At 70.2% G+C, this 24,926-nt stretch carries 23 protein-coding genes; 12 read left to right on the forward strand and 11 right to left on the reverse strand.

All coding sequences use genetic code 11. The features are described 5' to 3' along the window. The first annotated feature begins 69 nt into the window (after positions 1 to 69). The 3 genes from AB0F17_RS36980 (at position 70) to AB0F17_RS36990 (ending at position 6,058) form a co-directional block, all read left to right on the forward strand. Positions 70 to 2,208, forward strand: coding sequence for an elongation factor G-like protein EF-G2 (locus AB0F17_RS36980; RefSeq protein ID WP_358032505.1), 2,139 nt, complete (start codon positions 70 to 72; stop codon positions 2,206 to 2,208). A 128-nt stretch (positions 2,209 to 2,336) separates the two neighbouring features. After that, entirely contained in the window at positions 2,337 to 3,917 is a 1,581-nt protein-coding gene (locus tag AB0F17_RS36985; protein WP_358032508.1) for a family 10 glycosylhydrolase, read from the forward strand. Between the two features lie 95 nt (positions 3,918 to 4,012). Then, entirely contained in the window at positions 4,013 to 6,058 is a 2,046-nt protein-coding gene (locus tag AB0F17_RS36990) for a hypothetical protein (RefSeq protein WP_358032511.1), read from the forward strand. Here the strand turns inward: AB0F17_RS36990 and AB0F17_RS36995 are convergent. From AB0F17_RS36995 to AB0F17_RS37005, 3 genes are all read right to left on the reverse strand, one after another. Then, positions 6,014 to 6,544, reverse strand: a complete 531-nt coding sequence (locus AB0F17_RS36995) for an HIT domain-containing protein (RefSeq protein WP_284735149.1) — start codon at positions 6,542 to 6,544, stop codon at positions 6,014 to 6,016. The genes AB0F17_RS36990 and AB0F17_RS36995 overlap by 45 nt on opposite strands. Before the next feature lie 140 nt (positions 6,545 to 6,684). Next, the gene (locus AB0F17_RS37000) at positions 6,685 to 7,341 is read right to left on the reverse strand and encodes a transposase (protein ID WP_358032515.1); all 657 of its coding nucleotides are present in this window, start codon (positions 7,339 to 7,341) and stop codon (positions 6,685 to 6,687) included. 14 nt (positions 7,342 to 7,355) lie between these two features. Continuing rightward, positions 7,356 to 7,844, reverse strand: a complete 489-nt coding sequence (locus AB0F17_RS37005; RefSeq protein ID WP_358032799.1) for a hypothetical protein — start codon at positions 7,842 to 7,844, stop codon at positions 7,356 to 7,358. Here AB0F17_RS37005 and AB0F17_RS37010 point away from each other — a divergent pair. Then, positions 7,725 to 8,366, forward strand: coding sequence for a transposase (locus AB0F17_RS37010; protein ID WP_358032518.1), 642 nt, complete (start codon positions 7,725 to 7,727; stop codon positions 8,364 to 8,366). The two genes, AB0F17_RS37005 and AB0F17_RS37010, sit on opposite strands and share 120 nt — an antisense overlap. Positions 8,367 to 9,261: 895 nt before the next feature. After that, a complete protein-coding gene (locus AB0F17_RS37015; RefSeq protein WP_358032520.1) occupies positions 9,262 to 9,702 on the forward strand; it encodes an Asp23/Gls24 family envelope stress response protein in 441 nt (146 codons plus the stop codon). A gap of 172 nt (positions 9,703 to 9,874) precedes the next feature. Here AB0F17_RS37015 and AB0F17_RS37020 read toward each other — a convergent pair whose 3' ends face one another. Next, on the reverse strand, positions 9,875 to 10,753 hold the full coding sequence (locus AB0F17_RS37020; protein ID WP_358032522.1) for an LLM class flavin-dependent oxidoreductase: 879 nt from the start codon (positions 10,751 to 10,753) through the stop codon (positions 9,875 to 9,877). A 460-nt stretch (positions 10,754 to 11,213) separates the two neighbouring features. Between AB0F17_RS37020 and AB0F17_RS37025 the strand changes: the two genes are divergently transcribed. Further along, positions 11,214 to 11,417, forward strand: coding sequence for a TM2 domain-containing protein (locus tag AB0F17_RS37025; RefSeq protein ID WP_138664761.1), 204 nt, complete (start codon positions 11,214 to 11,216; stop codon positions 11,415 to 11,417). A 140-nt stretch (positions 11,418 to 11,557) separates the two neighbouring features. Here AB0F17_RS37025 and thrS read toward each other — a convergent pair whose 3' ends face one another. Genes thrS through AB0F17_RS37040 form a run of 3 tightly spaced genes read right to left on the reverse strand, consistent with a single transcriptional unit; the run spans position 11,558 to position 15,120 of the window. Further along, positions 11,558 to 13,549 carry a threonine--tRNA ligase gene (thrS, locus tag AB0F17_RS37030; RefSeq protein WP_358032525.1) on the reverse strand — a complete coding sequence of 664 codons (1,992 nt, stop codon included), beginning with the start codon at positions 13,547 to 13,549 and terminating at the stop codon, positions 11,558 to 11,560. Between the two features lie 21 nt (positions 13,550 to 13,570). Further along, positions 13,571 to 14,176: a glycoside hydrolase family 25 protein gene (locus tag AB0F17_RS37035; protein ID WP_358032528.1), complete on the reverse strand. Its 606-nt coding sequence runs from the start codon at positions 14,174 to 14,176 to the stop codon at positions 13,571 to 13,573. A gap of 50 nt (positions 14,177 to 14,226) precedes the next feature. After that, positions 14,227 to 15,120, reverse strand: coding sequence for an LLM class F420-dependent oxidoreductase (locus tag AB0F17_RS37040; protein ID WP_358032531.1), 894 nt, complete (start codon positions 15,118 to 15,120; stop codon positions 14,227 to 14,229). A 76-nt stretch (positions 15,121 to 15,196) separates the two neighbouring features. Here AB0F17_RS37040 and pgm point away from each other — a divergent pair, with 76 nt between their 5' ends. Then, positions 15,197 to 16,834 (forward strand): phosphoglucomutase (alpha-D-glucose-1,6-bisphosphate-dependent), encoded by a 1,638-nt coding sequence (gene pgm, locus AB0F17_RS37045; protein ID WP_358032535.1) that lies wholly within the window; start codon positions 15,197 to 15,199, stop codon positions 16,832 to 16,834. Positions 16,835 to 16,907: 73 nt separating this feature from the next. Here pgm and AB0F17_RS37050 read toward each other — a convergent pair whose 3' ends face one another. Next, positions 16,908 to 17,591, reverse strand: a complete 684-nt coding sequence (locus AB0F17_RS37050) for a DUF2786 domain-containing protein (RefSeq protein WP_358032538.1) — start codon at positions 17,589 to 17,591, stop codon at positions 16,908 to 16,910. A 19-nt stretch (positions 17,592 to 17,610) separates the two neighbouring features. Further along, a complete protein-coding gene (locus AB0F17_RS37055) occupies positions 17,611 to 18,852 on the reverse strand; it encodes a hypothetical protein (RefSeq protein WP_358032541.1) in 1,242 nt (413 codons plus the stop codon). Positions 18,853 to 19,049: 197 nt separating this feature from the next. On the opposite strand from AB0F17_RS37055, the gene AB0F17_RS37060 reads away from it, so the two are divergent. The 4 genes from AB0F17_RS37060 (at position 19,050) to AB0F17_RS37075 (ending at position 21,635) form a co-directional block, all read left to right on the forward strand. Next, complete coding sequence (locus tag AB0F17_RS37060; RefSeq protein WP_358032544.1) at positions 19,050 to 19,325, forward strand: hypothetical protein; 276 nt, start codon at positions 19,050 to 19,052, stop codon at positions 19,323 to 19,325. Positions 19,326 to 19,416: 91 nt separating this feature from the next. Further along, positions 19,417 to 20,589 carry a cytochrome P450 gene (locus AB0F17_RS37065; protein WP_358032547.1) on the forward strand — a complete coding sequence of 391 codons (1,173 nt, stop codon included), beginning with the start codon at positions 19,417 to 19,419 and terminating at the stop codon, positions 20,587 to 20,589. 19 nt (positions 20,590 to 20,608) lie between these two features. Next, entirely contained in the window at positions 20,609 to 21,361 is a 753-nt protein-coding gene (locus tag AB0F17_RS37070) for an HAD family hydrolase (RefSeq protein WP_358032551.1), read from the forward strand. 10 nt (positions 21,362 to 21,371) lie between these two features. Beyond that, entirely contained in the window at positions 21,372 to 21,635 is a 264-nt protein-coding gene (locus AB0F17_RS37075) for a DUF4031 domain-containing protein (protein WP_358032554.1), read from the forward strand. Here the strand turns inward: AB0F17_RS37075 and AB0F17_RS37080 are convergent. Beyond that, positions 21,585 to 22,220 (reverse strand): metal-dependent phosphohydrolase, encoded by a 636-nt coding sequence (locus AB0F17_RS37080; protein WP_358032557.1) that lies wholly within the window; start codon positions 22,218 to 22,220, stop codon positions 21,585 to 21,587. The two genes, AB0F17_RS37075 and AB0F17_RS37080, sit on opposite strands and share 51 nt — an antisense overlap. 163 nt (positions 22,221 to 22,383) lie before the next feature. Here AB0F17_RS37080 and AB0F17_RS37085 point away from each other — a divergent pair, with 163 nt between their 5' ends. Further along, positions 22,384 to 23,610: an alpha-hydroxy acid oxidase gene (locus AB0F17_RS37085; RefSeq protein WP_358032560.1), complete on the forward strand. Its 1,227-nt coding sequence runs from the start codon at positions 22,384 to 22,386 to the stop codon at positions 23,608 to 23,610. A gap of 18 nt (positions 23,611 to 23,628) precedes the next feature. Here AB0F17_RS37085 and AB0F17_RS37090 read toward each other — a convergent pair whose 3' ends face one another. Beyond that, positions 23,629 to 24,819, reverse strand: a complete 1,191-nt coding sequence (locus tag AB0F17_RS37090; RefSeq protein ID WP_358032563.1) for an ROK family protein — start codon at positions 24,817 to 24,819, stop codon at positions 23,629 to 23,631. Positions 24,820 to 24,926: the final 107 nt, after the last annotated feature.

The raw sequence follows: 24,926 nt of genomic DNA on the forward strand, positions 1-24,926 counted from the left end.
CCATGCGGTTTCTGTCCCCTCGCTCGGGCGCGGCGTTGGCAACCTCAACCGACGACGCGGGAGGCGAATGTGGCAGAGAAGAACCCTGGCCATGCCATGGGAGCCGCGGGCAGGGCACCAGCGGCCGACAGGGCGGATGCGATACGCAATGTCGTGCTGGTCGGCCACTCAGGAGCGGGCAAGACAACCCTCGTCGAGCAGCTGCTGGCCGCGACCGGCACGATCCAGCGGGCCGGCCGGGTGGAGGACGGCAATTCGGTCAGCGACTTCGACGAGGTGGAGGTGCGGCAGCAGCGCTCGGTGAACCTGTCACTCGCGCCGCTGGTGCACAACAGCATCAAGATCAATCTTCTGGACACCCCCGGATACGCCGACTTCGTGGGCGACCTGCGCGCCGGGCTGCGCGCGGCCGACGCCGCCCTCTTCGTCGTGTCGGCCTCGGAGGGCATCGACGGGCTCACCCAGATGCTGTGGGAGGAGTGCAGCCAGGTCGGCATGCCCAGAGCCGTCGTGATCACCAAGATCGACCACCAGCGGGCCGACTTCGACGAGGTCCTCGCCACCTGTCAGGACATCTTCGGCGACGGCGTGGCCCCCCTCTACCTGCCGGTGATCACCAACGGGCACGTGAACGGCCTGATCGGGCTGCTGTCGCAGAAGTTCTACAACTACGCCACGGGCACGCGCACCGAGAAGGACCCGGGCACCGAGTACCAGTCGCAGATCGAGGAACACCGCGGTGTCCTGATCGAGGGCATCATCCAGGAGAGCGAAGACGAGTCGCTCATGGAGCGCTACCTGGAGGGCGAGCCGATCGACACCAAGGTCCTCATCGAGGACCTCGAGAAGGCCGTCGCGCGGGGCAGCTTCTTCCCCGTGCTCTGCAGCGGCCTCGGCGTGGGCGCCCAAGAGGTGCTCGAACTCATGACGCAGGGATTCCCCTCCCCGCTCGAACACCCGATGCCGGAGATCACCTCCCTCGACGGCAAACCCGTCAAGGGCATCACCTGCGACTCCGACGGCCCGCTGGTCGCCGAGATCGTCAAGACCACCAGCGACCCGTACGTGGGCCGCATCAGCCTGGTGCGCATCTTCTCCGGCTCCCTTCGCCCCGACATGACCGTGCACGTGTCCGGGCACGGCCTGGCCGAGCGCGGGCACGAGGACCACGACGTGGACGAGCGCATCGGGACCCTCACCTGCCCGCTGGGCAAGCAGCAGCGCAGCGCCGCGAAGGGCGTGGCGGGCGACATCATCGCCGTGGCCAAGCTCTCCCGGGCCGAGACGGGCGACACACTGTCCGAGGTGGACAAGCCCCTGCTCATGACGGCGTGGGAGACGCCCGAGCCGCTGCTGCCCGTCGCCATCCAGGCCAAGTCCAAGGCCGACGAGGACAAACTGTCGCAGGCGCTGGGCCGCCTGGTGGCCGAGGATCCGACGCTCCGGCTGGAGAACAACGCCGAGACCCGGCAGCTCGTTCTCTGGTGCATGGGCGAGGCACACACCGATGTGCTGCTCGACCGGCTGTCCAAGCGGCACGGCGTCGAGGTCGAGCGCGTCGACCTGCGGGTGCCGCTGCGTGAGACGTTCGGCGGCAGGTGCCAGGCGATGGGCCGCAACGTCAAGCAGACGGGCGGTCACGGCCAGTTCGCGATCTGCCATCTGGAAGTGGAGCCCCTGCCCTCCGGCGGGGGTTTCGAGTTCGTGGACAAGATCGTCGGCGGTGTGGTGCCCAGGCAGTTCATCCCGTCGGTCGAGAAGGGCGTGCGCGCCCAGATGGAGCGGGGCGTGGTCGCCGGCTACCCGATGGTGGACGTGCGCGTCACGCTGTACGACGGCAAGGCGCACTCGGTCGACTCCTCCGACATGGCCTTCCAGATCGCCGGGCAGCTGGCACTCAAAGAGGCCGCGTCTAAGGTGCCGACGCTGCTGCTGGAGCCGGTCGACGAGCTGTCGGTGCTGGTGGCCGACGACTACGTGGGCTCGGTGATGTCGGACTTGTCGTCGCGGCGCGGCCGGGTGCTCGGCACCGAGCCGGTGGGCACGGGACGCACCCTGGTCAAGGCCGAGGTGCCCGAGCTGGAGATCACCCGCTACGCGATCGACCTGCGGTCCATGTCGCACGGCACCGGCACCTTCCAGCGCGCGTTCCTGCGCTATGAGCCGCTGCCGACGCACGTGGCCGACAAGGTCGCCACCGGGGACTGACGACCGATCCGGGCCGGGAGGAGCGCCGCCCCTCCCGGCCCAGCCGTCACTTTCAACACACGAACATCACGAATCGATTTCTTTTTTTCGACCTAAGCACGTCAGAGCCAATGTAAGACTGAAGCATCATGCGAACCGGACGCCCTCTCATCGCCGCTGCCGCCCTCGCCACCGTCACAGCCGGCGCCGCCTACCTCTTCGGCCCGGGAGCCAAGGAGACGCCCGCGGCGACCGCCTCGACCGGCGAGTCCGCTACGAAGACGGCGAGCTCCGCGCAGGTGAAGACCGCCTGCACCGCCGATGCCCGCTACCCCAAGCGCCAGTTGCGCGGCGTCTGGATCGCCACGGTCAAGAACATCGACTGGCCCTCGCGCACCGGCCTTCCGGTGGCCAAGCAGCAGGCCGAGTACGTCAAGCTGCTCGACGCGGCCGTCAAGCGCCGCTTCAACGCGGTCTTCGTGCAGGTACGGCCGGCCTCCGACGCGCTCTACAAGTCCTCGATCGAGCCGTGGACGCAGTATCTGACCGGCACGGCCGGCAAGGACCCGGGCTGGGACCCGCTGCCGTTCCTCATCGACGAGGCCCACAAGCGCGGCCTGGAGTTCCACGCCTGGTTCAACCCCTATCGCGCCGCCTATGACGCCGACACGGCCAAGCTGCCCGCCGGCCACCCGGCCCGCCAGCACCCCGGCTGGACCGTCAAGTACGACGGCCGCCTCTACTACAACCCCGGCCTGCCGCAGGTCCGCGAGCACGTCACCAAGGTCGTCACCGATGTGGTGCGGCGTTACGACATCGACGGGGTGCACTTCGACGACTACTTCTACCCGTATCCGGGCGGGGGCGGCGCGTTCAACGACGCGGCCGCCTTTACAAAGTACGGCGACGGCGCGAAGCTGGCCGACTGGCGGCGCGACAACGTCAACAAGCTGATCGCCCAGGTCGACGTGGCCGTTCACGCGGTTAAAAATCACGTCAAGTTCGGGGTGAGCCCGTTCGGCATCTGGCGCAACAAGTCGGACGACCCGACGGGCTCCAGCACCTCCGGCATGTCGGCCTATGACGCGATTTATGCGGATGCGCGGCACTGGATCAAGTCGGGCACGGTCGACTACATCATGCCGCAGCTCTACTGGTCGCGCGGCTTCCGGCTGGCCGACTACCGGGCCCTGGTGCCCTGGTGGAACAACGAGGTCAAGGGCACCGGCGTCGACCTCTACATCGGCCAGGCCCTCTACCGGGTGGGCACCACGGACGACAAGGCCTGGACCAAGCCGGGCGAGCTGGCCGCCCATCTGACGTTCAACCGCGACTACGAGCGGATCGACGGCGATGTCTTCTTCAGCGCCGCCCAACTGCTGAGCAACCCGCTGAGCGCCATCGACCGCCTGGCCAAGGACCACTACAGCCGCCCGGCGCTGCTGCCGCTCATCAAGGACCGCGGCGGCGTCGCCCCGGCCAAACCCGCCGGGGCCAAGGCGGCCGGCGGCGTCGTCTCGTGGAACGCGAGCCAGGGCGCCCGCTCGTACGCGGTCTACCAGGTCCCGAAGTCGGGCCAGGACTGCCGGTCCACCGACGCCCGCAATCTCGTGGCCATCGTCACATCACCCACGTTCACCACGAAGACCCCGGGCACCTATCTGGTGACCTCCCTCGACCGCCTCCAGAACGAGAGCGAGCCCGCCAAGGTGACGGTCTCCCCGGCCTGAGAGGCTGGTGCCGAACGGTCTCGCCACCCACGGCGAGGTGAGACGATGCTGCGGACGGTAGCCGTAGATCGTAGGGGGACATTCCCGTGAGGCGCGTGCTGGTCGTGTTGGCGACTCTCCTACTGGTAGGGGGGTTCGCCCAGGCGGGGCAGGCCGAGGTCGGTGGCGGGCGGGTAGCGCTCATCGGCGTTCCCGGGCTCCACTGGAACGACATCACTCCCAACGACACGCCCAACCTGTGGCGGCTCGCCGGTGCCAGCGCGATCGGGTCTCTGTCCGTACGCACGGTCGGCGGCCTGACCTGCCCCTACGACGGGTGGCTCACCGTGTCGGCGGGCACCAGGTCGGCGGCCGGCTACAGCTGCGGCGCGCCCCCGACGCCGGAGGCGCGCGGCGACGGCGCCGTCATCCCCGACTACCGCTACCTCATCGACGTGGCGGGCCAGCGCAACGCGGGCACGCTCGGCGAGGCGCTGAAGGCCGCCGGCCAGTGCTCGGTCGCGGTCGGCCCCGGCGCCGCGCTGGCGCTGGCCGACCGCAACGGCGCCGTGTCCCGCTACCTCGCCTCCGCCGATCAGGTCCCGGCCGCCGACCTGGCGCGATGCCGGGTGGTGGCGGTGGAGGTCGACGACCTGATCCGCCCCTACCTGGCCACCGGCACGCTGCCGCGCGTACCCGACCAGCTCGGCGCGCGCGAGCGCCGCGACGCGCTGCGGCAGGCCGACGCGAAGACGGGCGCGCTGCTGTCGGCCCTGCCCGCCGACGCGACCGTCATCCTGGCCGGCCTGTCGGACCACGGCTCCGTGCCGCACCTGCGGGTCGCGATGCTGCGCCAGCCGGGCGCCCAGGGCCACCTGCTCGGGGCCGCCTCCACGCACCGCGACGACATCTCGATCCTGCCCGACCTGACCGCCACCGCGCTGACCACGGCGGGCGTTCCGGTGCCCAGCACGGTCGTGGGCGTGCCGCTCCAGGTGGGAGCGCAGGGCGCGACGATCGACCGGCTGCGCCGCGCCGACGCCACCGCCCAGACGATCCGCTCGGTCAAGGGCATCTATTTCACCGTCATCGCCGTGCTGCAGGTCCTGTTCTACCTGATCGCGTTCCTGCTGCTGCGCCGCCGCAAGGGCCTGCCCGGGGTACGCCTGGCGGCGGTCGCCCTGGCGGCGCTGCCCGTCTCCAGCTACCTGGTCAACCTGCTGCCGTGGTCCACCCTGCCGGGCCTGATCGGCGGCGTACTCGGCTGGGTGGCGGCCATCACCCTCCTGGCCTGCGCGGGGCCGTGGCGGCGCGCACCGCTCGGCCCGCTCGCGATCGTGGCGGGCATCACCGCGCTCACCCTCGCCGGTGACCTGCTGACCGGCACGACCCTGCAGCTCAACAGCATCATGGGCTACAGCGCCGAGGTGGGCGCCCGCTACTACGGCCTGGGCAACATCCCGTTCGCGCTGCTGGCCACCGGCACGCTGCTGGCCACCACGACCATCGCCCACCGCTTCCCGGGCAAGGTGGGAGTGGCGGCGGTGGCGGTGCTGGGGGCGTTCGCGATGGTGCTCGGCGGCTCGGGCATGGGCAGCGACTTCGGCGGCGTCATCGCGTTCGTGCCGGGCATCGCGGTGACCGCGCTGATCCTGGCGGGCAAGCGGGTGTCGATCGTCAAGCTGGGGGCGTTCTGCGTGGCGGGGGCGGTGATCGTGATGACGTTCGCGGTCGTCAACTACCTGCAGCCGCCCGACAAGCAGACCCACCTGGGCCGGTTCGTCGGTCAGGTGCTCACCGGCGAGGCGTTCGACGTCATCCTGCGCAAGCTCAACGCCATGCTCCACACGCTGCTCAGCCCCAACCTGATGCCGATCGTGATCGCCGCCGTCGCGTTCCTCGTCTACGCGATCCTGCGCCCCGAACAGGCCTCCGCCGGAGTGGTGCCCGCCGCCTTCACCTACTCCCCCGCGCTGCGCGCCGGCCTGATCGGCACACTCGTCAGCGGCGTCATCGGCATGCTGGTCAACGACTCGGGCGCGGCCGTGCTCTCGATGGCCCTGGCCCTGGCGATCCCGCTGCTGTTGTCGGCGGGCATCGGCGCGCTGCCGAGGCCGTCAGTCCCACGCGTCGGCGAGCAGCTCGCGGGTGTCACGAAGTAGCTGCGGCAACACCTTGGTCTGCGCGACGACCGGCATGAAGTTGGTATCGCCGCCCCACCTCGGCACCACATGCTGATGCAGGTGCGCGGCGATGCCCGCGCCCGCGACCTGGCCAAGGTTCATGCCGACGTTGAACCCCTGGGCGCCGCTCGCCTTGCGCAGCGCCCGCACCGCCCGCTGCGTGAACTCCGCCAGCTCCAGCAGCTCCGCGCCGTCGAGACAGTCATAGTCCGGTACGTGCCGGTAAGGCACGATCATGAGGTGGCCGGAGTTGTAGGGGTAGAGGTTGAGCACCGCGTACACGACCTCGCCCCTGGCCACGACCAGCCCGTCCTCGTCGCTCATCTTGGGAATGGCGTCAAACGGACACCCGTCGTCGGCGCCCGTCCCGGTCGGCTTGCCCTCGCCCTTGATGTAGGCCATGCGATGCGGAGTCCACAGACGCTGGAAGTTATCGGGTGCCCCGGCCCCTGCCTGATCGTGCATATCTAGCAGCATAGGGCCCCAGGTCCGGGGACAAACGGCACGGGCTTCCGGCACAATCGTCAACTTGACCCGGCTCTGAAGGACCGGGCTTGGAGGTAGGGCACCACTGGCTGTGGTGTGGCCTCCTCCGTCCAGACCACCTACGGGGTGGCTGGGACGCGTGACTCACGCCCCGCAATCCACGCAACCTCGCCGCGTGCGGCGATGTTGCGGGAGGCATTGCGGTCGGCGTGGGCAACGACCCCGCAGTTCCGGCAGATGAACAGAGCCTGGCTGACCCGATTGTTCTTGTCGATGTGGTGGCACTCGGCACATTCCTGACTGGTGTACGCCGGATCGACGTACACCAGCGGGACACCGGCCCGCCGCGCCTTGTACGCGAGGAAGGTCCCGAGCTGGCGGAAAGCCCAGGAATGGAGCGTGACCCGTTGGGGCTTGCGGAGCCGTACCCTGTCCCGAATTCCGCCCAGGTCTTCCAGAGCGATACCGGAACAGGTGCGTGCGGCCTCGGTCACGATCTTCTTCGAGATGATGTGGTTGACGTTCGCGGCGTGCCGCTGCTCTTTGCGACGGCGGTGCTTGAGCCGCCGCCTCGCGGACTGGGTGGCCTTGGCCTGGAGCTTGCGGCGAAGTTCGAGTTGCCGCTTGCGGTGCCGGTTCAGGCCGCGTCCGGTGAACCGGGTCATGCCGTCCACGGTGGCGATGTTGACGATGCCCAGGTCCACGCCGAGCCAGCCGGCGGGCTGCTCGTTGAGCGGGGCTTCGGGCACCTCGCACACGGCGATCAAGTAGAACACGCCGTCGCGTTCGATCAGATCGACTCGCCCCTGCGGTATTCACGCAGCGTCTTGAGCGCGTCGGCGGAACAGGCGAAGCGGATGTTCTTGATACGCCCGGCGGTGGTCCAGATACTGACCGTCTGAGCGTCGTACTGCCAGCTCAGACACCGGTCGTCAAACGGGTGCGCCGCCTCGGGGCGGAAGGTGACCGGCTTGGACTCGGCTTTGGTCCGACGCTTGGAGCCCTTCTCGCCGAGGTTGCCAGCACGGATGTTCGCCTGCAACGTGGTGTAGGCGTCGCGGACCCTCTTGATGGTGTGCTGAGCGGCCTGCGCCCCCAGCCCCCGCCCCTTCAACTCGGCGTAGGTGTACTTGCGCAGCTCATACTCACGCGGCACGCCATGCTCGAACGCCACGGCCGACACCCAGTTCGCGGCGTCGTTGACCGCACGCAGGGTCGCCGACAGCGCGGCGGCCTGATCGGCCTGCGGCATCAGCTTCACCCGTACGACGATCTTCACAGGCAAGATCGTAGCGTTACTCTACGTGGCCACGCGTGCGAACCCCGACATTCGCAGAGGCCCTACGGTCGTCCACACCCTCCACGCACACGTGGTCTGCACACCCCAGTACCGGCGCCGACCGCCCACCGACCAAACCCTCACGCGGTGCGCAGAAATCATGCGGGTTGTCCGCACCGACTTCGAGAGCGAGCCGGGCGATTCAACGGCGAGCGTGATCACGTGCACCTGCTGGTGCACCATCCCCCACAAGTCTCCCTGGCACGGCTGGTTGGCTCCTTCAAGAGCGTGTCCGCCCGAAGATCACGACAGCAATATCCCGACCACATCCGCGCATACCTGCGGGGTGCCCACGTCTGCCACCCTCGCACTTCGCAGCCTCGTGCGGCTGCGCACCGCTGTCCATCATCAAGGAATACCTCGAGAATCAGAAACGCCCAGACTGAGCCGCTCCCCGAAAGTCGCCGTCACCGCACCGCTCAGCCCTTGACCGGCCTCTCACACTGCCGTTTCCTCCCGTAGCGTGGACGCCCGGGGTTCCACGACAGATCGCGCTGAACACCGCTCAGAGGAGGCCGCGATGACCGACGCGTTAGCCGACGACACCACCACACCGGGCACCACAGAATCCAGCACCACGGGATACAGCGCCACAGAAACCAACTCCACGGGATACAGCGCCGCAGGATCCGGCACCACGGGATACGGCGAGACGAGATACGGCGACACCGGGACCGGTGCTGCCGGGACCGGTGCTGCCGGGACCGGTGCTGCCGGGACCGGTGCTGCCGGGACCGGTGCCACGGGATACAGCGACACCGAGACCGACACCCCAGGACGAGGCACCGACACGTATGGCGTCGACCCGGTCCGCGCCATCGGCTCTGGTCGCTCTGGCCGCGGGGTTCGCGGTGTCAGCGCCGACTCCAGCGGCGCCAGCACCGTAGAGCCCAACCCCAACGGAGCTGGCCTCTCTGCGACTGGCGCCGCTGGAACCGGCCTCTCTGGAACCGGCACCACCGAATCTGGTCCCGCTGGCTATGGGGTTGCCAGATCTGGCTCCGCCGGATCTGAGGCCGCCAGATCCGGCCCCGCCTTCGGACCTGACCTCACCGGACCTGGGCCCACCGGACTTGGCCTCTCCGACCCTGGGCCCCATGCATCTGGAGCCGCAAGCTCTGGGCCCACTGGATCTGGGCCTACTGGATCTGGCCTCTCTGACCCTGGGCCCCATGCGTCTGGTGCCGTTGGTTCTGGAGCGGCTGGCTCTGGGCCCTCTGGGCCTGGCACCGCTGGGCTTGGGTCCTCTGGGCTTGGGTCCTCTGGATCTGGTACCGCTGCGTCCGCAGTCGGCGGATACGGCGCCTCGCCGTACACCGGTGCCGCCCCCTACTCCGGTGCTGCTCCGTACGGAGAGGTGGCCGCGTCGGCGTACGCCGGGGAGCAGCCGTCTGCCACCGCAGCCGTGGTGAAGGGGCGGATCAAGGTCGCGGACGAGGTGGTGGAGAAGGTGGCTTTCCTCGCGGTGATGGAGGTGCCGGGCGTGGCGGACCTGGGCGGCGACCTCGCCCGGGCCTTCGAGTCGGTCCGCGACCGCGTCGGCATCGGCTCCCGTCGCGGCAACCAGGGCATCAACGCCCAGATCCAGGACCGTCAGGTGGCGGTGAGCCTGACGATCGTGGTCGAGTACGGCCACGTGGTGATGGAGGTCGCCACCGCCGTCAAGACCAACGTGGCCCGCAGCGTCAGCCGCATGCTCGGCCTGCGGGTAACCGAGGTGAACGTCACGGTCGACGACGTCCGCCTCCCGGGCGAGCCCAAACCCACCGCCGACCCCCCGGAACCAGACCCCTTCTGAGCCGGAGAGGGAATCCGCACAAGCCCCCGAGCCCCGGACGCGACACCAGAGCACCGACCCGAGGCCGGGGGTCCGAGCACCGGGCGGGCCGGGACGGCGGGGCAACGGGCCGACCGCCCTCGGCGTCGGAGAATCGGCCCCGAGGGTGGTGGCAGGGTGTCGCTGGGATGGGTCAGGGCAGGGTGTCGGCCAGACGGTGGATCTGGTCCGGGTCAGACGCCCAGCAGTAGAGCATCACCTCGTCGGCGCCGATGCCGGTGAACGCCGTGACGGCCTCCCGGATCCGGGCGGGCGTGGTGAGCAGGCCGTCCAGCATGTGCTCGGCGCGGCCGGTGAACGCGTAGTAGCCGCCCATCTCCTCCCGGGCCTCCGCCAGCACCGCGTCCGGGCCGAGGGCGACGTTGACCTGGGCGACCAGCCGGGGACGACCCTCGCGGCCGGCGAGCGCCCAGCGCTGTTCCACGTCGCGGAAGGCCGTGTCCATCCACTCGGGCCCCAGGCCCGCGCCGAGGAAGCCGTCACCCCACCGGGCGACACGCTCGAACACGGCCGGGACGAAGCCGCCGAACAGCACCTCAGGGCCGCCTGGCCGGGCGGGCGCGGGGCCGATCGGGCCAACGCGGTCGCCGTCGCCGCCGCCGTCGCCGCCGACGCCGTACGGCTCGCCGGACCAGGCGCGTCGCAGGAGGGCGAGCTGCTCATCCAGGCGGCGCCCCCGTCGGCGGACGTCGGCGCCGGCCGCCAGGTAGTCGTCCTCTCGCCCGGCCGTGCCGATGCCGAGCGTGAACCGGCCGCCGGACAGGCGGTCGAGTGTGGCGGCCTGCTTGGCCAGGATCGCGGTGTTGTGGAGGGGCGCGATCAGTACCTCGGTCTGGACGCGGACGCGCGAGGTGGCGCCGGCCAGGACGGCGAGGGTGACCAGCGGCTCGGGGTTGTCGTAGACGAGCCGGTCGAGCAGGCCGAGCGTGCTGAAGGGGCCGGCGTCGGCGCGGCGGGCCCAGGTCAGCAGCTTCGCGGGGTCGTTGATGGGAAGGCCGAGACCTACGTTCATCGGGAGAACACTCCTTCGAAAGGGCATGCGAACAGTCGCACCGCCCCTCCGGGTCCTCACACGCGATGTGCGGGCCTTGCTTCCGCTCTGCGGCATCTCTCTGGGAAGCGTGATCTTCAGAGTGGGGTCAGCGTACCGCAATCCCACGGCATCCCTACCGCCCGGCAACCGCCGCCCTCCGGGAGCCCGTAACCACATATCCGAGGCAGGTCGCCATGCAGCGGCAGCCCGGTTAACTGGAGATTCCTCTCGCCATTTACGCTATAGCGGATATTTCCATTGATGAGGGATATTTCGTATATATCGTACGTCGGTTGACAAAGTGCTGAAACGCTGGTGGCATATGGTTCCCATTGCTACCGTTGCGGCTCCACGGTGATCACCCCCGTGGATGAAAAACCGACCGGGTGCACCATGCCAAAAACTCCCGGCCCAACTCCCCAATCGAAAGGATCGTTTCATGGCCAAGTCATGGATCGTTGCCGTCTTGCTCTGCTTCTTCCTCGGCGCGCTCGGCGTCCACCGCTTCTACGTCGGCAAGATCGGCACCGGCATCCTCCAGCTCATCACCCTCGGCGGGCTGGGCGTCTGGGTGCTGATCGACTTCATCATGATCCTCATCGGGAAGTTCACCGACAAGCAGGGCCAGCCTCTAGCCAAGTAACGCGATATAGCGCGAAAGCGCACCCGAACAAAGCGTGCGCGATAACGGCGAATAACGTCGCCGAAAAAGCACAAACGAAGGGGTACGGCGGAGACCCGCCGTACCCCTTCAAAGTGCCCCTTCAAAGTGCCCGCCGAAAATCAGACCTGAACGCGGCGCTCCACGGCGTTGACGATCTCAGCGATCGCCTCGTCCACCGGGATGCCGTTCTTCTGCTCGCCGCTGCGGTAGCGGAAGGACACCGCGCCGTTGGCGAGGTCGTCGTCGCCCGCGAGCAGCATGTAGGGGACCTTCGACTTCTGCGCGTTGCGGATCTTCTTCTGCATGCGGTCGTCGGCCGCGTCGACCTCGACCCGGATCCCACGCTCACGCAGCTTCTTGGCGACATCTTGCAGGTAGGCCACATGGGCATCGGCGATCGGGATGCCGACCACCTGCACCGGAGCCAGCCAGGCGGGGAAAGCGCCCGCGTAGTGCTCGGTCAGCACGCCGAGGAAGCGCTCGACGGAGCCGAACAGCGCGCGGTGGATCATGACGGGGGTCTGCCGGCTGCCGTCGGCCGCCTGGTATTCGAGACCGAAGCGCTTGGGCTGGTTGAGGTCGAGCTGGATCGTGGACAACTGCCAGGTGCGGCCGATGGCGTCCTTGGCCTGAACGGAGATCTTCGGCCCGTAGAAGGCCGCGCCGCCCGGGTCGTCCACCAGCTCCAGCCCGGACTCGGTGGCGACCTGGCGCAGCGCCTGCGTCGCCTCCTCCCACTCGGCGGGGTCGCCGATGAACTTGTCGGAGTCGTCGCGGGTGGACAGCTCCAGGTAGAAGTCGACCAGGCCGAAATCACGCAGCACGCTGAGCACGAACCTCAGCAGCGACTTGATCTCGTCGGCCATCTGCTCTCTGGTGGTGTAGATGTGCGCGTCGTCCTGCGTCATGCCGCGCACCCGCGTCAGCCCGTGGACCACGCCCGACTTCTCGTAGCGGTAGACCGAGCCGAACTCGCACAGCCGCAGCGGCAGCTCCCGATAGGACCGCCCGCGCGCCCTGAAGATCAGGTTGTGCATCGGGCAGTTCATCGGCTTGACGCGGTATTCGATGCCCTCCAGCTCGAAGGCCGGGAACATGTCGTCGGCATACCAGGGCAGGTGGCCCGAGGTCTCGAACAGCGACGACTTGGTGATGTGCGGGGTGTTGACGAACTCGTAGCCCGCCTCGGCCTGCCGCCTGCGCATGTAGTCTTCCATCTCCTTGCGGATGATCCCGCCCTTGGGATGGAAGATCGGCAGGCCGCTGCCCAGCTCCGGCGGGAAGCTGAACAGGTCGAGCTCCACGCCCAGCTTGCGATGGTCGCGCTTTTCGGCCTCTTCGAGGAGCTTGAGGTAGGCGTCCTGCTTGTCGCGCGACTCCCAAGCGGTGCCGTAGATGCGCTGGAGCTGCGGGTTCTTCTCGCTGCCGCGCCAGTAGGCGCCGCCGGAGCGCATCAGCTTGAACGCCGGGATGGACCTGGTGGAGGGCACGTGCGGGCCGCGGCACAGGTCCTTCCAGCACAGCTCGCCGGTCTTCGGGTCGAGGTTGTCGTAGATGGTCAGCTGCCCGGCGCCGACCTCGACGTTGGCGTGCTCGTCGGAGTCACTGCCGCCCTTGAGCCCGATGAGCTCGAGTTTGTACGGCTCACCGGCCAGCTCCTCGCGGGCCGCGTCGTCGGAGACGGCCCGGCGGGAGAACAGCTGCCCCTGCTTGACGATCTCGCGCATGCGCTTCTCCACGCGCTTGAGATCGTCGGGGTGGAAGGCCTGCTCGACGTCGAAGTCGTAGTAGAAGCCGTTCTCGACCGGCGGCCCGATGCCGAGCCTGGCCCCGGGGAACAGCTCCTGCACCGCCTGCGCCATGACGTGGGCGGTGGAGTGGCGGACGATGGCCCGGCCCTCGTCGCTCGCGACCTCGATCGGCTCGACGACGTCGTCCTCGGCGACCTGGTGGGTCAGGTCGCGGGGCTCGCCGTTGACTCTGGCGGCGATGACGGTGCGGCCGTCGGCCTCCAGCGCGTCACCGGCCGTCGTGCCGGCCGCGACCACACGCTCGGCTCCGGCGAGGGTGATGCGTAGCTCGGCTGACACGGTGACTCCCTTGGATAGCACTGTCGGTGGTGAACACCGATGCTATCGCGGGTGAAACCCCAGCCTTGTCAGGTCTTCCCGGCTTCCGTGGAAGACGTTGCGGTCGAGCGGACTGTTCGCATACTGATGAATCGTCCAGTCCCGCCAGGGACTGGGCACCAGCGGCTCGCCGCGGGGTTTCTCCGGGTTGGCGATCCACAGCGGATAGTCGCCGAGGCCCGTGCAGTTGCCCGCGCGGGCGAATGACTGGAACGTGTAGACGAACGGGCGCACGCCGCCGTGCCGCTCCACGTAGCGGCACCAGCGGCGGGCGTGGTGGGCGACCTGCTCGGGCCGGAGCCCCTCGTTGTTCTCCAGGTCGAGCGCGACCAGGTCGCCGCGGCGCAGCCCGCCCGCCGCCGTGATCGCGCGCAGGAAGTGGCGGGCGTGCTCGGCCGCGTCGCCCTTCGGACGCGCGTAGTGGTAGGCGCCGCAGACGATCCAGCTCTCCCGCATGCCCTGCCAGTTGCGGGCGAAGTACTGGTCGGTGTAGTCGCCGCCCTCGGTGGCCTTGGCGAAGGCGAAGCTGACGCCCGCTCCCGCGTGGTCGGTCCAGTCGACGGATCCCTGCCAGTTGGACACGTCAATGCCATGCAGCTCGCGCTTCACCTTGCGGGAGTTTATTCGGATGCCTCCTGGTCCTCCGGCCGACGCGCCGATCAGAGAAGCGTCTTGAGGAATGCCCTGGTACGTTCCCGCTTGGCGAACTCGGAGGCCACGAACTCCGTCACCCCGGCCTTGGCCAGCGCGTCGATCTGGGCGCCCACGCTGTCCTCGTCGCCGACGATCGCCACGTCGCCCGGCCCGGCCGCGCCTTCCCGGTCGAGCATGGCCCGGTAGGAGGGCAACTGGCCGTACACGGAGAAGACCTCGTTGGCGCGGGCTCTGGCGGCGTCGGCGTCGTCGGTGACGCAGATCGGCAGTGAGCAGACCACGCGCGGCGCGGGCCGCCCGGCCTCGCTCGCGGCGGCGGTGATGACGGGCGTGACGTGCTCGGCGACGGTCTTGGGGCCGGTCATCCAGAGCACGGTGCCGTCGGCGACGGTGCCGGCCAGCTTGAGCATGCGCGGGCCCAGGGCCGCGATCAGCACCCGCACCCCGGCTCCCGGTGTGGTGAGCCGGGCGTGGGCCCTGAGGGTCTCGCCGTCGTTGTCGACCTGCTCGCCGCGGGTGGCCGGCATCAGGATGTTCAGGTACTCCTTCATGTGCCTGGCGGGCCGCTCGAAGCTGTAGCCGAACATGTGCTCGATGACGATCTGGTGCGACAGGCCGATGCCCAGCGACAGCCGCCCGCGGACCGCCGCGTTGACCGTCATGGCCTGCTGGGCGAGCGCGAGAGGGTGGCGTGGATAGGTCGGCACCACGGCGGTGCCGAGCTCGATGCCGGGCACCTGACTGCCGGCCACGGCCAGCGCGGTGAGGGCGTCGAGGCCGAAGATGTGCGAAAGCCAGGCGGAGGCGAAGCCGTCGTCGGCCGCCTGGGCGAGGGTGTCGCGGAGCCCGCCCAGCGGGTCCGGATCCTTGGATTCATTCAGGAGCAGCCCGATACGCATGGCAACAGAACTCCATTCTAGTGACTGACGCGAGTCTAGCCCACGGTCTCCATACGGCCACTCGTAAAGTGGCCCCATGAGCCACGAACGCGCCGGACAACCCGCCCAGCCCGCCGACCTGGTCGACGTCGCCAAGCTGGTCACCGCCTACTATGCCCTCCACCCCGATCCCGACGAGGTGGCGCAACGGGTGGCGTTCGGCACCTCCGGGCATCGTGGCTCGTCGCTGAACACGGCGTTCAACGAGGATCACATCCTCGCGACCAGCCAGGCGATCTGCGAGTACCGCCACGCCCAGGGCACCGACGGGCCGTTGTTCCTCGGCATCGACTCCCACGCGCTCTCGGAGCCGGCGAGGGTGTCGGCGCTGGAGGTGTTCGCGGCCAACGGGGTACGGGTGCTCATCGACAGCCGTGACGGCTACACGCCGACGCCCGCCGTCTCGCACGCGATCCTCACCTACAACCGGGGCCGTTCCACCGGGCTTGCGGACGGAGTGGTGATCACGCCGTCGCACAACCCGCCGGCCGACGGCGGCTTCAAGTACAACCCGCCGCACGGCGGTCCGGCCGACACCGACGCCACGACCTGGATCCAGAACCGGGCCAACCGCCTGCTGGCCGGGGGCATGAAGAACATCCTGCGCATCCCGTACACCAAGGCGCTGCGGGCGGACACGACCGGGCGTTACGACTTCGTCGGCGCGTACGTCGACGACCTGCCTTCGGTTCTCGACCTCGACGCGATCAGGTCGGCGGGCGTACGGATCGGCGCGGACCCGCTCGGCGGGGCCAGCGTGGCCTACTGGGGGGAGATCGCCGAGCGGCACCGGCTCGACCTGACCGTGGTCAACCCGCTGGTGGACCCGGCGTGGCGGTTCATGACGCTCGACTGGGACGGGAAGATCCGGATGGACTGCTCGTCGCCGTACGCCATGGCCTCGCTGATCGCCAATCGCGACAAGTACCAGATCTCCACCGGGAACGACGCCGACGCCGACCGGCACGGCGTCGTCACGCCCGACGGCGGGCTGATGAACCCCAACCACTACCTGGCCGTGGCGATCTCCTACCTCTACACGCACCGCGACGGCTGGCCCGCGGGCGCCGGGGTGGGCAAGACGATGGTCAGCAGCGGGGTCATCGACCGCGTGGCGGACTCGCTCGGGCGGCGGCTCTACGAGGTGCCCGTGGGCTTCAAGTGGTTCGTGCCGGGGCTGCTGGACGGCTCGCTCGGGTTCGGCGGCGAGGAGAGCGCGGGGGCGTCGTTCCTGCGCCGCGACGGGTCGGTGTGGACGACGGACAAGGACGGCGTGATCATGGCGCTGCTGGCGTCGGAGATCCTCGCGGTCACGGGGCGCTCGCCGAGCGAGCACTACCGGGACCTCACCTCCCGGTACGGCGAGCCGGCGTACGCCCGGGTGGACGCGCCGGCGACACGGGAGGAGAAGGCGCTGCTGGGCAAGCTGTCGGCCGACCAGGTCACGGCGACGTCGCTGGCCGGCGAGCCGATCACCTCGGTGCTGACGGCGGCGCCGGGCAACGGGGCGCCGCTGGGCGGGGTGAAGGTGTCGACGGAGAGCGCCTGGTTCGCGGCCCGGCCGTCGGGGACCGAGGACGTCTACAAGATCTACGCCGAGTCCTTCAAGGGGCCCGGCCACCTGGCGGAGGTCCAGGAGGAGGCCCGCTCCCTGGTCTCGTCCACCCTGGGCTGACACCCGGCCGGCTCGCGTCCGGCATGAGGCTGAGGCCGGGTGGGGCTGGGGTCGGGGTCGGATCAGGCCGCGGTCAGGTCAGTTCGCGGCCCGGCTGGGCGTCCACACGGGTGCGGCCCAGGTCGGCGCGGCGGCCCGCTTCGACGCCGGCGCGGTAGCCGGTGCCGCTGGTGCGCGGCACGGTGAGCCGGATGCGCGGGTAGTGCGCCGCCACCACCCGCTCCACCTCCGCCCGCCGATCGGCCAGGACCAGCGCGGTGCTCGCGGCGGGCGCCTGTTCCTCGGCCCGCGTCTCGGCCTCGCGCAGCAGCCGGTACACCTCGTCGGTGAACCCGAGCAGCCACGACCGCCGGTAGGCGCGCATCGCGTTGTCGGGCGGCCGTACCCTGGCCAGTCCCGTGGCCATCTGCAGCAGCAGCGAGGTGGCCAGCACGTCGGCCCGCTCCAGGTCGGCGGCGAAGCCGAAGACGTGCACCCGCTGCCCGCCGTCGTCGCGCCCGATGAGCAGGGGGCGGCAGCGCAGGGCCTGCGCGACCAGGCTGACCAGCCGCGCCTTCTCCCTGGCCCAGGGGTTGGGCAGGGTGACGATCCGGTCGCCCGGCGTCTGGCGGGTGTCGGCGGGGTCGAGGGAGTCGATGCCGTACTTGGCCATGAGCGACGCCGCCGCCGCCATGAACGTGGCCCGCTCGTGCTCGTTGTCGGTGCGTTCGGCCTTGGCCAGGAGCTTCCTGACCCGCTCGAGCGTGCGCTCCCTCAACCGCTCCCCCGAACGTGCTCTAGAACTTCGTGGTCAGCATCCGCCCGTCGTCGGCGATGGCCGGGAAGGCGCCGGTGTCCACGATGCCATGCTGCTGGTACAGAGCCTCGATGAGCGCGTGCGCCTCGGGCTCCAGCTTCCACAGGGCACGATACTGGCGGGCGGCGATCAGCGAGAGGCCGATCTCCTGCGCGATGTCGACCGTACGCGGCACGATACCCTTGGCGATCTGCCGGTCCCAGTAGTCGCGCGCGGAGCGCATCAGCGCGGCCCGCTGGGCGGTGTCGACGACCTGCGGCGTGGTGTCGAAGACCTGGATGTCGTCGTCGTCGTCCTGGACGAGCTCGACCAGCGCGGGCGGCAGGGCGGGGCGGGCGGGCACGGGGTGGTGGTCCGCCTCGGGCTCCCAGGGCACGCGCGGGTCGGCGTCGATGAGGGCGGAGGTGTTGTACAGGGCGGCGATCTGGGCGAGCAGCGCCTCCTGGCGGCCCTGGTCGACGGCCAGCCCGGTGTGCTCGACGGCCTGGTCCATGGCCTTGTCGAGCTTGGCCAGCGCGCCGCGCATCTTGCGCTCGGACCCGCCGCCGTCGCGCAGCGACTTGGCCCGCTTGGCGGCCAGCGCGACGCGGGTGAGCCTGCGGTGCGCGTCGACCTCGCTCGCGGTGCGGTCGCTCACCTCGGCCAGGCCCACCCTGACCAGCAGGCGTTCGGGGGTGAGCCGCCAGTTGATACGGCCGGTGCCCCTGATGCGGTGGCGCTCGATGGCCATGCCGCGCTCCCACAGCCAGGCGGCGACCAGCGGCGCGGCGAGCCGGAAGAGGGCCTCGGGCGCGCTGCGCGCGTCCATGCTGGACAGTACGGCGGTCAGGCAGGTCAGCGCCCACACCGCGATGCCGTCGATCCCGGCGGAGAAGTTCTCGCGCATGTTGCGGCGCGCCCGTACGGCCGAGGTGATGATCGCGACCTCGATGAACGCGAACAGCAGCAGCCGCAGCGGCCCGTCGAGGCCGAGCACGTCACCGGAGAAGCGCCACATGCCCTGGGCGGAGACACCGGTCGCGATGGACGCGGCCACGACGGTCAGGACGTCCTCGATGGGACGGGGGGCGATATAGCGCGAGACCAGCCAGGAGACGGCCCGCCAGGTGACCCTGAGTATCAGGTAGGCGAGCACCAGCCCGGCCAGGCCCAGTAGCGCGATGACCGCGGTGGCGAACGGCTTTTCGGCGACGAAGGCAGCAATTTCCTCGAATGTGGGCATCAGTCACTATCCGTGAGGCTCAAACTCCGCTTATAGCGAGATCATCGCAGAATACGGCGTACCTGTACGCCAAACAGCCTCTGCCGCCCCGCTATGCCCACGTTTACCACAATCCTCCCCCATCGCAGGAGACCTCGCGCTCCTGAAGGTGGTGACGCACAATGGAGCCGGTTGGTGAAGGAGGCCAAGGAGGCTTCGTGAGCAAGCGATCCCGCAGGCGCCGTGTTCTCACCAGTGGGGCTCTGAGCTGGCTGCCCGGCTTCGGGCCGGGCGAGCCGCACGGCCCGGACGACGACGACTTCCCGTTCGACGAACCGGGCGGAGGGAAGGGCGGGGTGCGCGAGCCGCGCCGGCCCAAACCGGCTCCGCCGTCCCTGGTGGCGGAGGTCCCGCTGCCCGAGCCGCCGTTGTGGGCGCGCGACCGGTCGGTCCCACCCCCGGACGAGGTCACCAGGATGCTGGCGCTCGACTGACGCTGGCCAGATCGCGTCCTGCCAGATGGGACCATCTATGTAGGGATTTATCCCAACAACGTGCGATGTATCCCCAGCAGGACGGATTTCGATGTCAGACACAGACGACTTCCCCCTCGTCCAGTTCATGCGCGAGGGCTTCGATCCCGTGGCCGAGCTCGCCCGCATCCGTACCGAGCAGCCGGTGTTCCCGATGCGGATCCCGGGTGACCAGACGGTGTATCTGGTGACCCGGTACGAGGACGTGCGCGGCGTGCTGGCCGACCACGAACGGTTCAGCAACGACTTCGGCAACGTGATCGGCCTGGGCACCAGCCAGGAGGACCCGGGCGGCCTGGGCTTCCGGGATCCGCCCGAGCACACCAGGCTGCGCAAGTATCTGACGCCGGAGTTCACCATGCGCCGCCTGCGCAGGCTGGTGCCGCGCATCGAGGCCATGGTCGAGGAGCACCTGGACCGGATGGCGGCCAAGGGCTCGTCCGCCGATCTGATGGAGTCGTTCGCGCTGCCGATCCCGTCCCTGGTCGTGTGCGAGCTGCTGGGGGTGCCGTACGAGGAACGGTCCGATTTCCTGAAGCTCAGCACGAACCGCTTCGATCTCACCGCGGGGCCCGAGGCGTCGCTTCAGGCGGTCAACGACGCGATGGCGTACCTGACGGACCTGGTCGCCCGCGAGCGGCAGCACCCCGGCGACGGCCTGCTCGGGCAACTGCTGCGCGAGCACGGCGACGATCTCGACGACCGGACGCTGGCCAGCATGGCCGACGGCCTGCTCACCGGCGGCCACGACACCAGCACGAGCATGCTCGCGCTCGGCACGCTCTGGCTGCTGGAGAACCCCGAGCAGGCCGCCCGGGTACGCGAGGACGACGACTACGTCGAGCAGGTGGTCGAGGAGCTGCTGCGGTACATGACCGTGGTGCAGGTGGCCTTCCCCCGCTTCGCCCGCGAGGACCTGGACCTGCTCGGCCACACGGTCAAGAAGGGCGAGATGGTGCTCTGCTCGCTCACGGCGGCCAACCGCGACCCCCACCTCGGCGAGGGGATCGAGCAGGTCCGGCCGGAGCGCGCGACGGCGGGCTCGCACCTGGCCTTCGGCCACGGCATCCACCGCTGCATCGGGGCGCCCCTGGCCCAGATGGAGATGCGCATCGCCTTCCCCGCGCTGCTGCGCCGCTTTCCGGGGCTCCACGTGGCGGGTGAGGTGCCGTTCAGAAAGCTCGCCATCGTCTATGGCGTGGAGAAGCTACCCGTAGCGTGGTAGAGCGGTTACGTTCACAGGTGTGAACGAGCCCGTCATCGACCTGACCGCGATCAGCGCCGTCGTCTTCGACACCGACGGCGTGGTCACCGACACCGCTCGGGGGCACGCGGCCGCCTGGAAGCATGTTTTCGACGCGTTCCTGCGCGGACGCTCGGCGCCTTTCGACATCCGCGACGACTACCTGCGCCACGTCGACGGCCGTCCGCGGCTCGACGGCGTCCGTATGTTCCTCGCCTCCCGCGGCATCACGCTGCCGGAGGGCGCCCCCGACGACGAGGCGGGGGCGCCCACCGTGCACGGGCTCGGCCTGGCCAAGGACCGGCTGTTCATGTCGCAGGTGGACAAGTACGGGGTGGCCGCCTTCCCCTCGACCGTGGCGCTGCTGCACGAGCTGCGCCGCAGAGGGGCGCGCACCGCGGCCGTCTCCGCCAGCCTGCACGCCCGTAAACTGGTCGGCTCGGCGGGCGTGCTGCACCTGTTCGACCTGCTGGTCGACGGCAACGACGCGGCCCTGATGAACCTGCCGGGCAAACCGGACCCCGCGCTGTTCCTGGAGGCGGTCCGCCGCCTGGCCCTGCCCGCGGCCAAGGCGGCCCTGGTCGAGGCGGCGCTGCCGGGGATCGAGGCGGGCCGCAAGGGCGGCTTCGGGCTCGTCGTCGCGGTCGACCGGCACGGCGAGATCGCCGAGCTGAGCTCGCAGGACGCCGACGTGGTGGTGAAGGACCTCGTGGAGCTGGCCGTGCGGGGCAGGGTCCTACCCTTGACCTCCTAACCTTGACGTCGTGACGGTGCTCATCGATCCCCCCGCCTGGCCGGGGCCGCGCGGCCTCATGTGGTCGCACCTGGTCAGCGACAGCTCCCTGGACGAACTGCACGCCTTCGCGGTACGGCTCGGCGTGCCGGAGCGGGCGTTCGACCGGGACCACTACGACGTGCCGGAGACCGTGCACGCCCAGGCCGTGGAGCTGGGCGCGGAGGCGGTCAGCTCGCGCGAGTTACTGCGCCGCCTCATCGCCGCCGGGCTGCGCCGCCGCAAGCGCCGCTAGCTCGGCGCTCATGTTGGCCCGCGCGGGCCGCTCCCACAGCTCGTGCGCCTCGTCCGTCCGATAGAGCCTGGGTACGGCCAGGAGCCGGCGCAGCACCCCGGCCCGGCCCTGGCGGAACAGCTCGTCGGGCACGTGCGCGTACTCCTGGCGGATCTGGCCCGTGTAGCTCTGGTAGCCGGGACCGCCCAAAACCGCCAGGTCGGCGTCGCACAGGACGGCGCCGTCGCGGTCGCCCTCGGCCAGCGTGTCGTGCGCGGCCGTCCGGCGTACCAGCCTGGCCACCTCGGCGACCCTGTCGGCGGGCACGCCGCAGCGGGGCAGCCGCGCCTGGGCCAGTTGGGCGCTGCGCTCCTCGTCCCAGCCCGGCCGTCCGTCGTAGACGGCGTCGTGGAACCAGGCGGCCAGCCGCACCGCGACGGGATCGTCGGCGGCGCCGGCCAGCCGGTCGATCGCGGCGAGCACGGCGGCGAGGTGGGCGAGCGTGTGGTAGCGGCGGTGCGGCTCGGCCCACCGGGCGACCAGCTCGGCACCGGTGGCCCTGGCCGCCGGAGAGTCCGCCACCAGGGTGAGCCAGTCGTCGCGCATGGGACCACGGTAGATCACCCCACGTGACGGCTCGCGAGTGGCCAGCGCGCGCCGCGCCTCGCGAGAGCAGCGCGCCGGGCGGCGGGCGGTAGGCGCGAGCTCGCTGGGCGGCGCGTGAGTGAGGGCGTATACCGGGATCTACCGGCTTGATAGCGTTCTGGGCATGGAGCCGACGGCGAGGGATCCGCGGCGTATGCCGCGCTGGCGGGAGTTGCGCGCCGTGCTGCCGCCCCGGCCGCGGCCGTTCCCGTCGAGGGAACGGCGGCTCGCCGAGGCGGCCGATCTCGCGGACGTGCGGCGGCTGGCGTGGCGGCGCGCGCCGCGGGTGGTCTTCGACTACGTCGACGGCGCGGCCGAGGCGGAGCGGTCGCTGGCCAGGTCGGTGGCCGCGTTCGCGCGGGCCGAGCTGCGGCCGCGGGTGCTGCGGGACGTGTCCGAGGCGCCCACGGCGGTGGAGGTGCTCGGCAAGCGGATCGCGATGCCGGTCGTGCTCGCGCCCACCGGGTTCACCCGGATGATGCACCGCGAGGGCGAGCGGGCCGTGGCCAGGGCGGCGGCCCGGGCGGCCGTGCCGTACACGCTGTCCACGATGGGGACCACGACGGCCGGGGACGTGATGGCGGCGGCGCCGGGCGGCTGGAACTGGTTCCAGCTCTATGTCGTGCGCGACCGAGGGCGCAGCCGCGAGACGCTCGACCGGGCCCGCGAGGCGGGCATGGAGGTGCTGGTCGTCACCGTGGACGTGCCGGTGGCGGGGGCGCGGCTGCGTGACGTGCGGCACGGCATGACGATGCCGCCCGCCCTGCGCTGGCGCGGCGTTCTGCAGGCGATGAGCCGGCCGGCCTGGTGGTTCGACTTCCTCACCAGCGAGCCGCTCCGCTTCGCCACCGTCGACGGCGCGCCGGACGACCTGGCGGGGATCACGAACCTGATGTTCGATCCGACGGTGACGCTGCCGGACCTGGAGTGGATCCGGTCGGTCTGGCCGGGACCGCTGCTGGTCAAGGGCGTGCAGCGGGTGGACGACGCCAAGGACCTGGCGGCGGTGGGGGTGGACGGGCTGGTCGTCTCCAACCACGGCGGCCGCCAGCTCGACCGCGCTCCGACCCCGCTGGAGCTGCTGCCGGAGGTGGTGGCCGCGGTCGGCGACCGTACGGAGGTGTTCCTGGACGGCGGGGTACGCAGCGGCGCGGACATCGCGATCGCGGTGGCGCTGGGCGCGCGGGCCTGTTTCGTCGGCCGGGCCTACCTGTACGGGCTGATGGCGGGCGGGGAGGCGGGCGTGGACCGGGTGCTGGCCCTGCTCCGCGCCGAGCTGGTCCGCACGCTGCAACTCCTGGGTGTGGGCGGGGTGGAGGGCCTCGACCCCGACTGCGTGCGCCTGCGATAGAGCGACTTTATTTAACACTTAGGCAATAGTCGTGACAGATTGCCGGAAGGCGGCCTCCCGGAAGAACGCCTCGATGACGAGCGTGGCGGCGCCCAGCGCGACGGCGTCCGCGCCGAGGCGGCCGAGCACGATCGAGTCGCCGCTGAACGGCTGGGCCAGCGTGTTGGCGGCGGTCGCGGCGCGGATCTCGTCGAGCAGCCGCCCGCCCAGCATCAGGCCCGCCCAGCCGCCGATCACGATCCGCTCCGGGTTGAACAGGTGGACCAGGCTCGACAGGCCGGCCCCGAGCATCTCGACGGTCTCGCCGACGACCGGCGACCCCGACTCCAGCACCCCGGCCAGCGCCGACTCCTCATCGGCCGAGTCGGCGACGACGCCCGCCCGCTCCAGGACGGCCTCGGCGCCCACGTACGCCTCCAGGCAGCCGCGCGCGCCACAGCGGCAGGGCCGGCCGCCCGCGACGACCTTGAGGTGGCCGACCTCGCCGGCGGCCTTGCCCGCGCCCCGGTAGATGCTCCCGTCCGCGACGATCATGCCGCCCACGCCGGAGCCCATCAGCACCATGATCGCGTCGCGGGTGCCGCGTCCCGAACCGAACCAGAGCTCGGCCTGGCCCATCGTCTTGGCGCCGTTGTCCACGTACAGCGGCAGCGAGGTGCCCGCCCGCAGCAGCGCGCCGAGCGGGACGGCCTCCCAGCCGAACGTCTTGGCGCGCACCAGCGCGTCGGGGCCCGGCTCGACGATGCCGGGCACGCCGACACCGACGCCCAGCACCTGGCCGGCGGAGATCCCGCCCTCGGCGATCACCGCGTCGACGCCGGTGAGGATGTGGCGGGCGACCAGCTCGGGGTCGTGCCTGGCCGAGCGCACCGCGTAGTGCGCCCTGGCGCGTTCCTTCATCTCCATGTCGAACAGCTCGACCCGGACCTGCGTCTCCCCCACGTCCACGCCGATCGCGTAGCCGTAGACGGGGTTGACGCGCAGCAGCACGCGGGGGCGGCCTCCGTCGGAGTCGACCTGACCCGCCTCGACCACGACGTTGTCGGCGAGCAGGTCGCCCGTCATGGTGCTGACCGTCGCCGCGCTCAGCCCGGTCACGCCGCACAGGTCGTTGCGGCTGGCCGGGCCGCCGAAGTACAGCGCCCGCAGGAGCATCGCGCGGTTTCCCCTGCGGAGGTCCCGCACCGTCCTGCGCTGTGGCGTGCCCATCGTCGCCGTCCTCTCCCGAGTGCTCCGTCATGTTAGTTCACAGCGCGAAGCCTGGTGTTACCGAAGTGTTTCTTCGGTGCTCCTGACTTTATTCACGACTTAGATTA

This window comes from Nonomuraea sp. NPDC026600 (genome assembly GCF_040638335.1).
Classification (GTDB): Bacteria; Actinomycetota; Actinomycetes; order Streptosporangiales; family Streptosporangiaceae; genus Nonomuraea.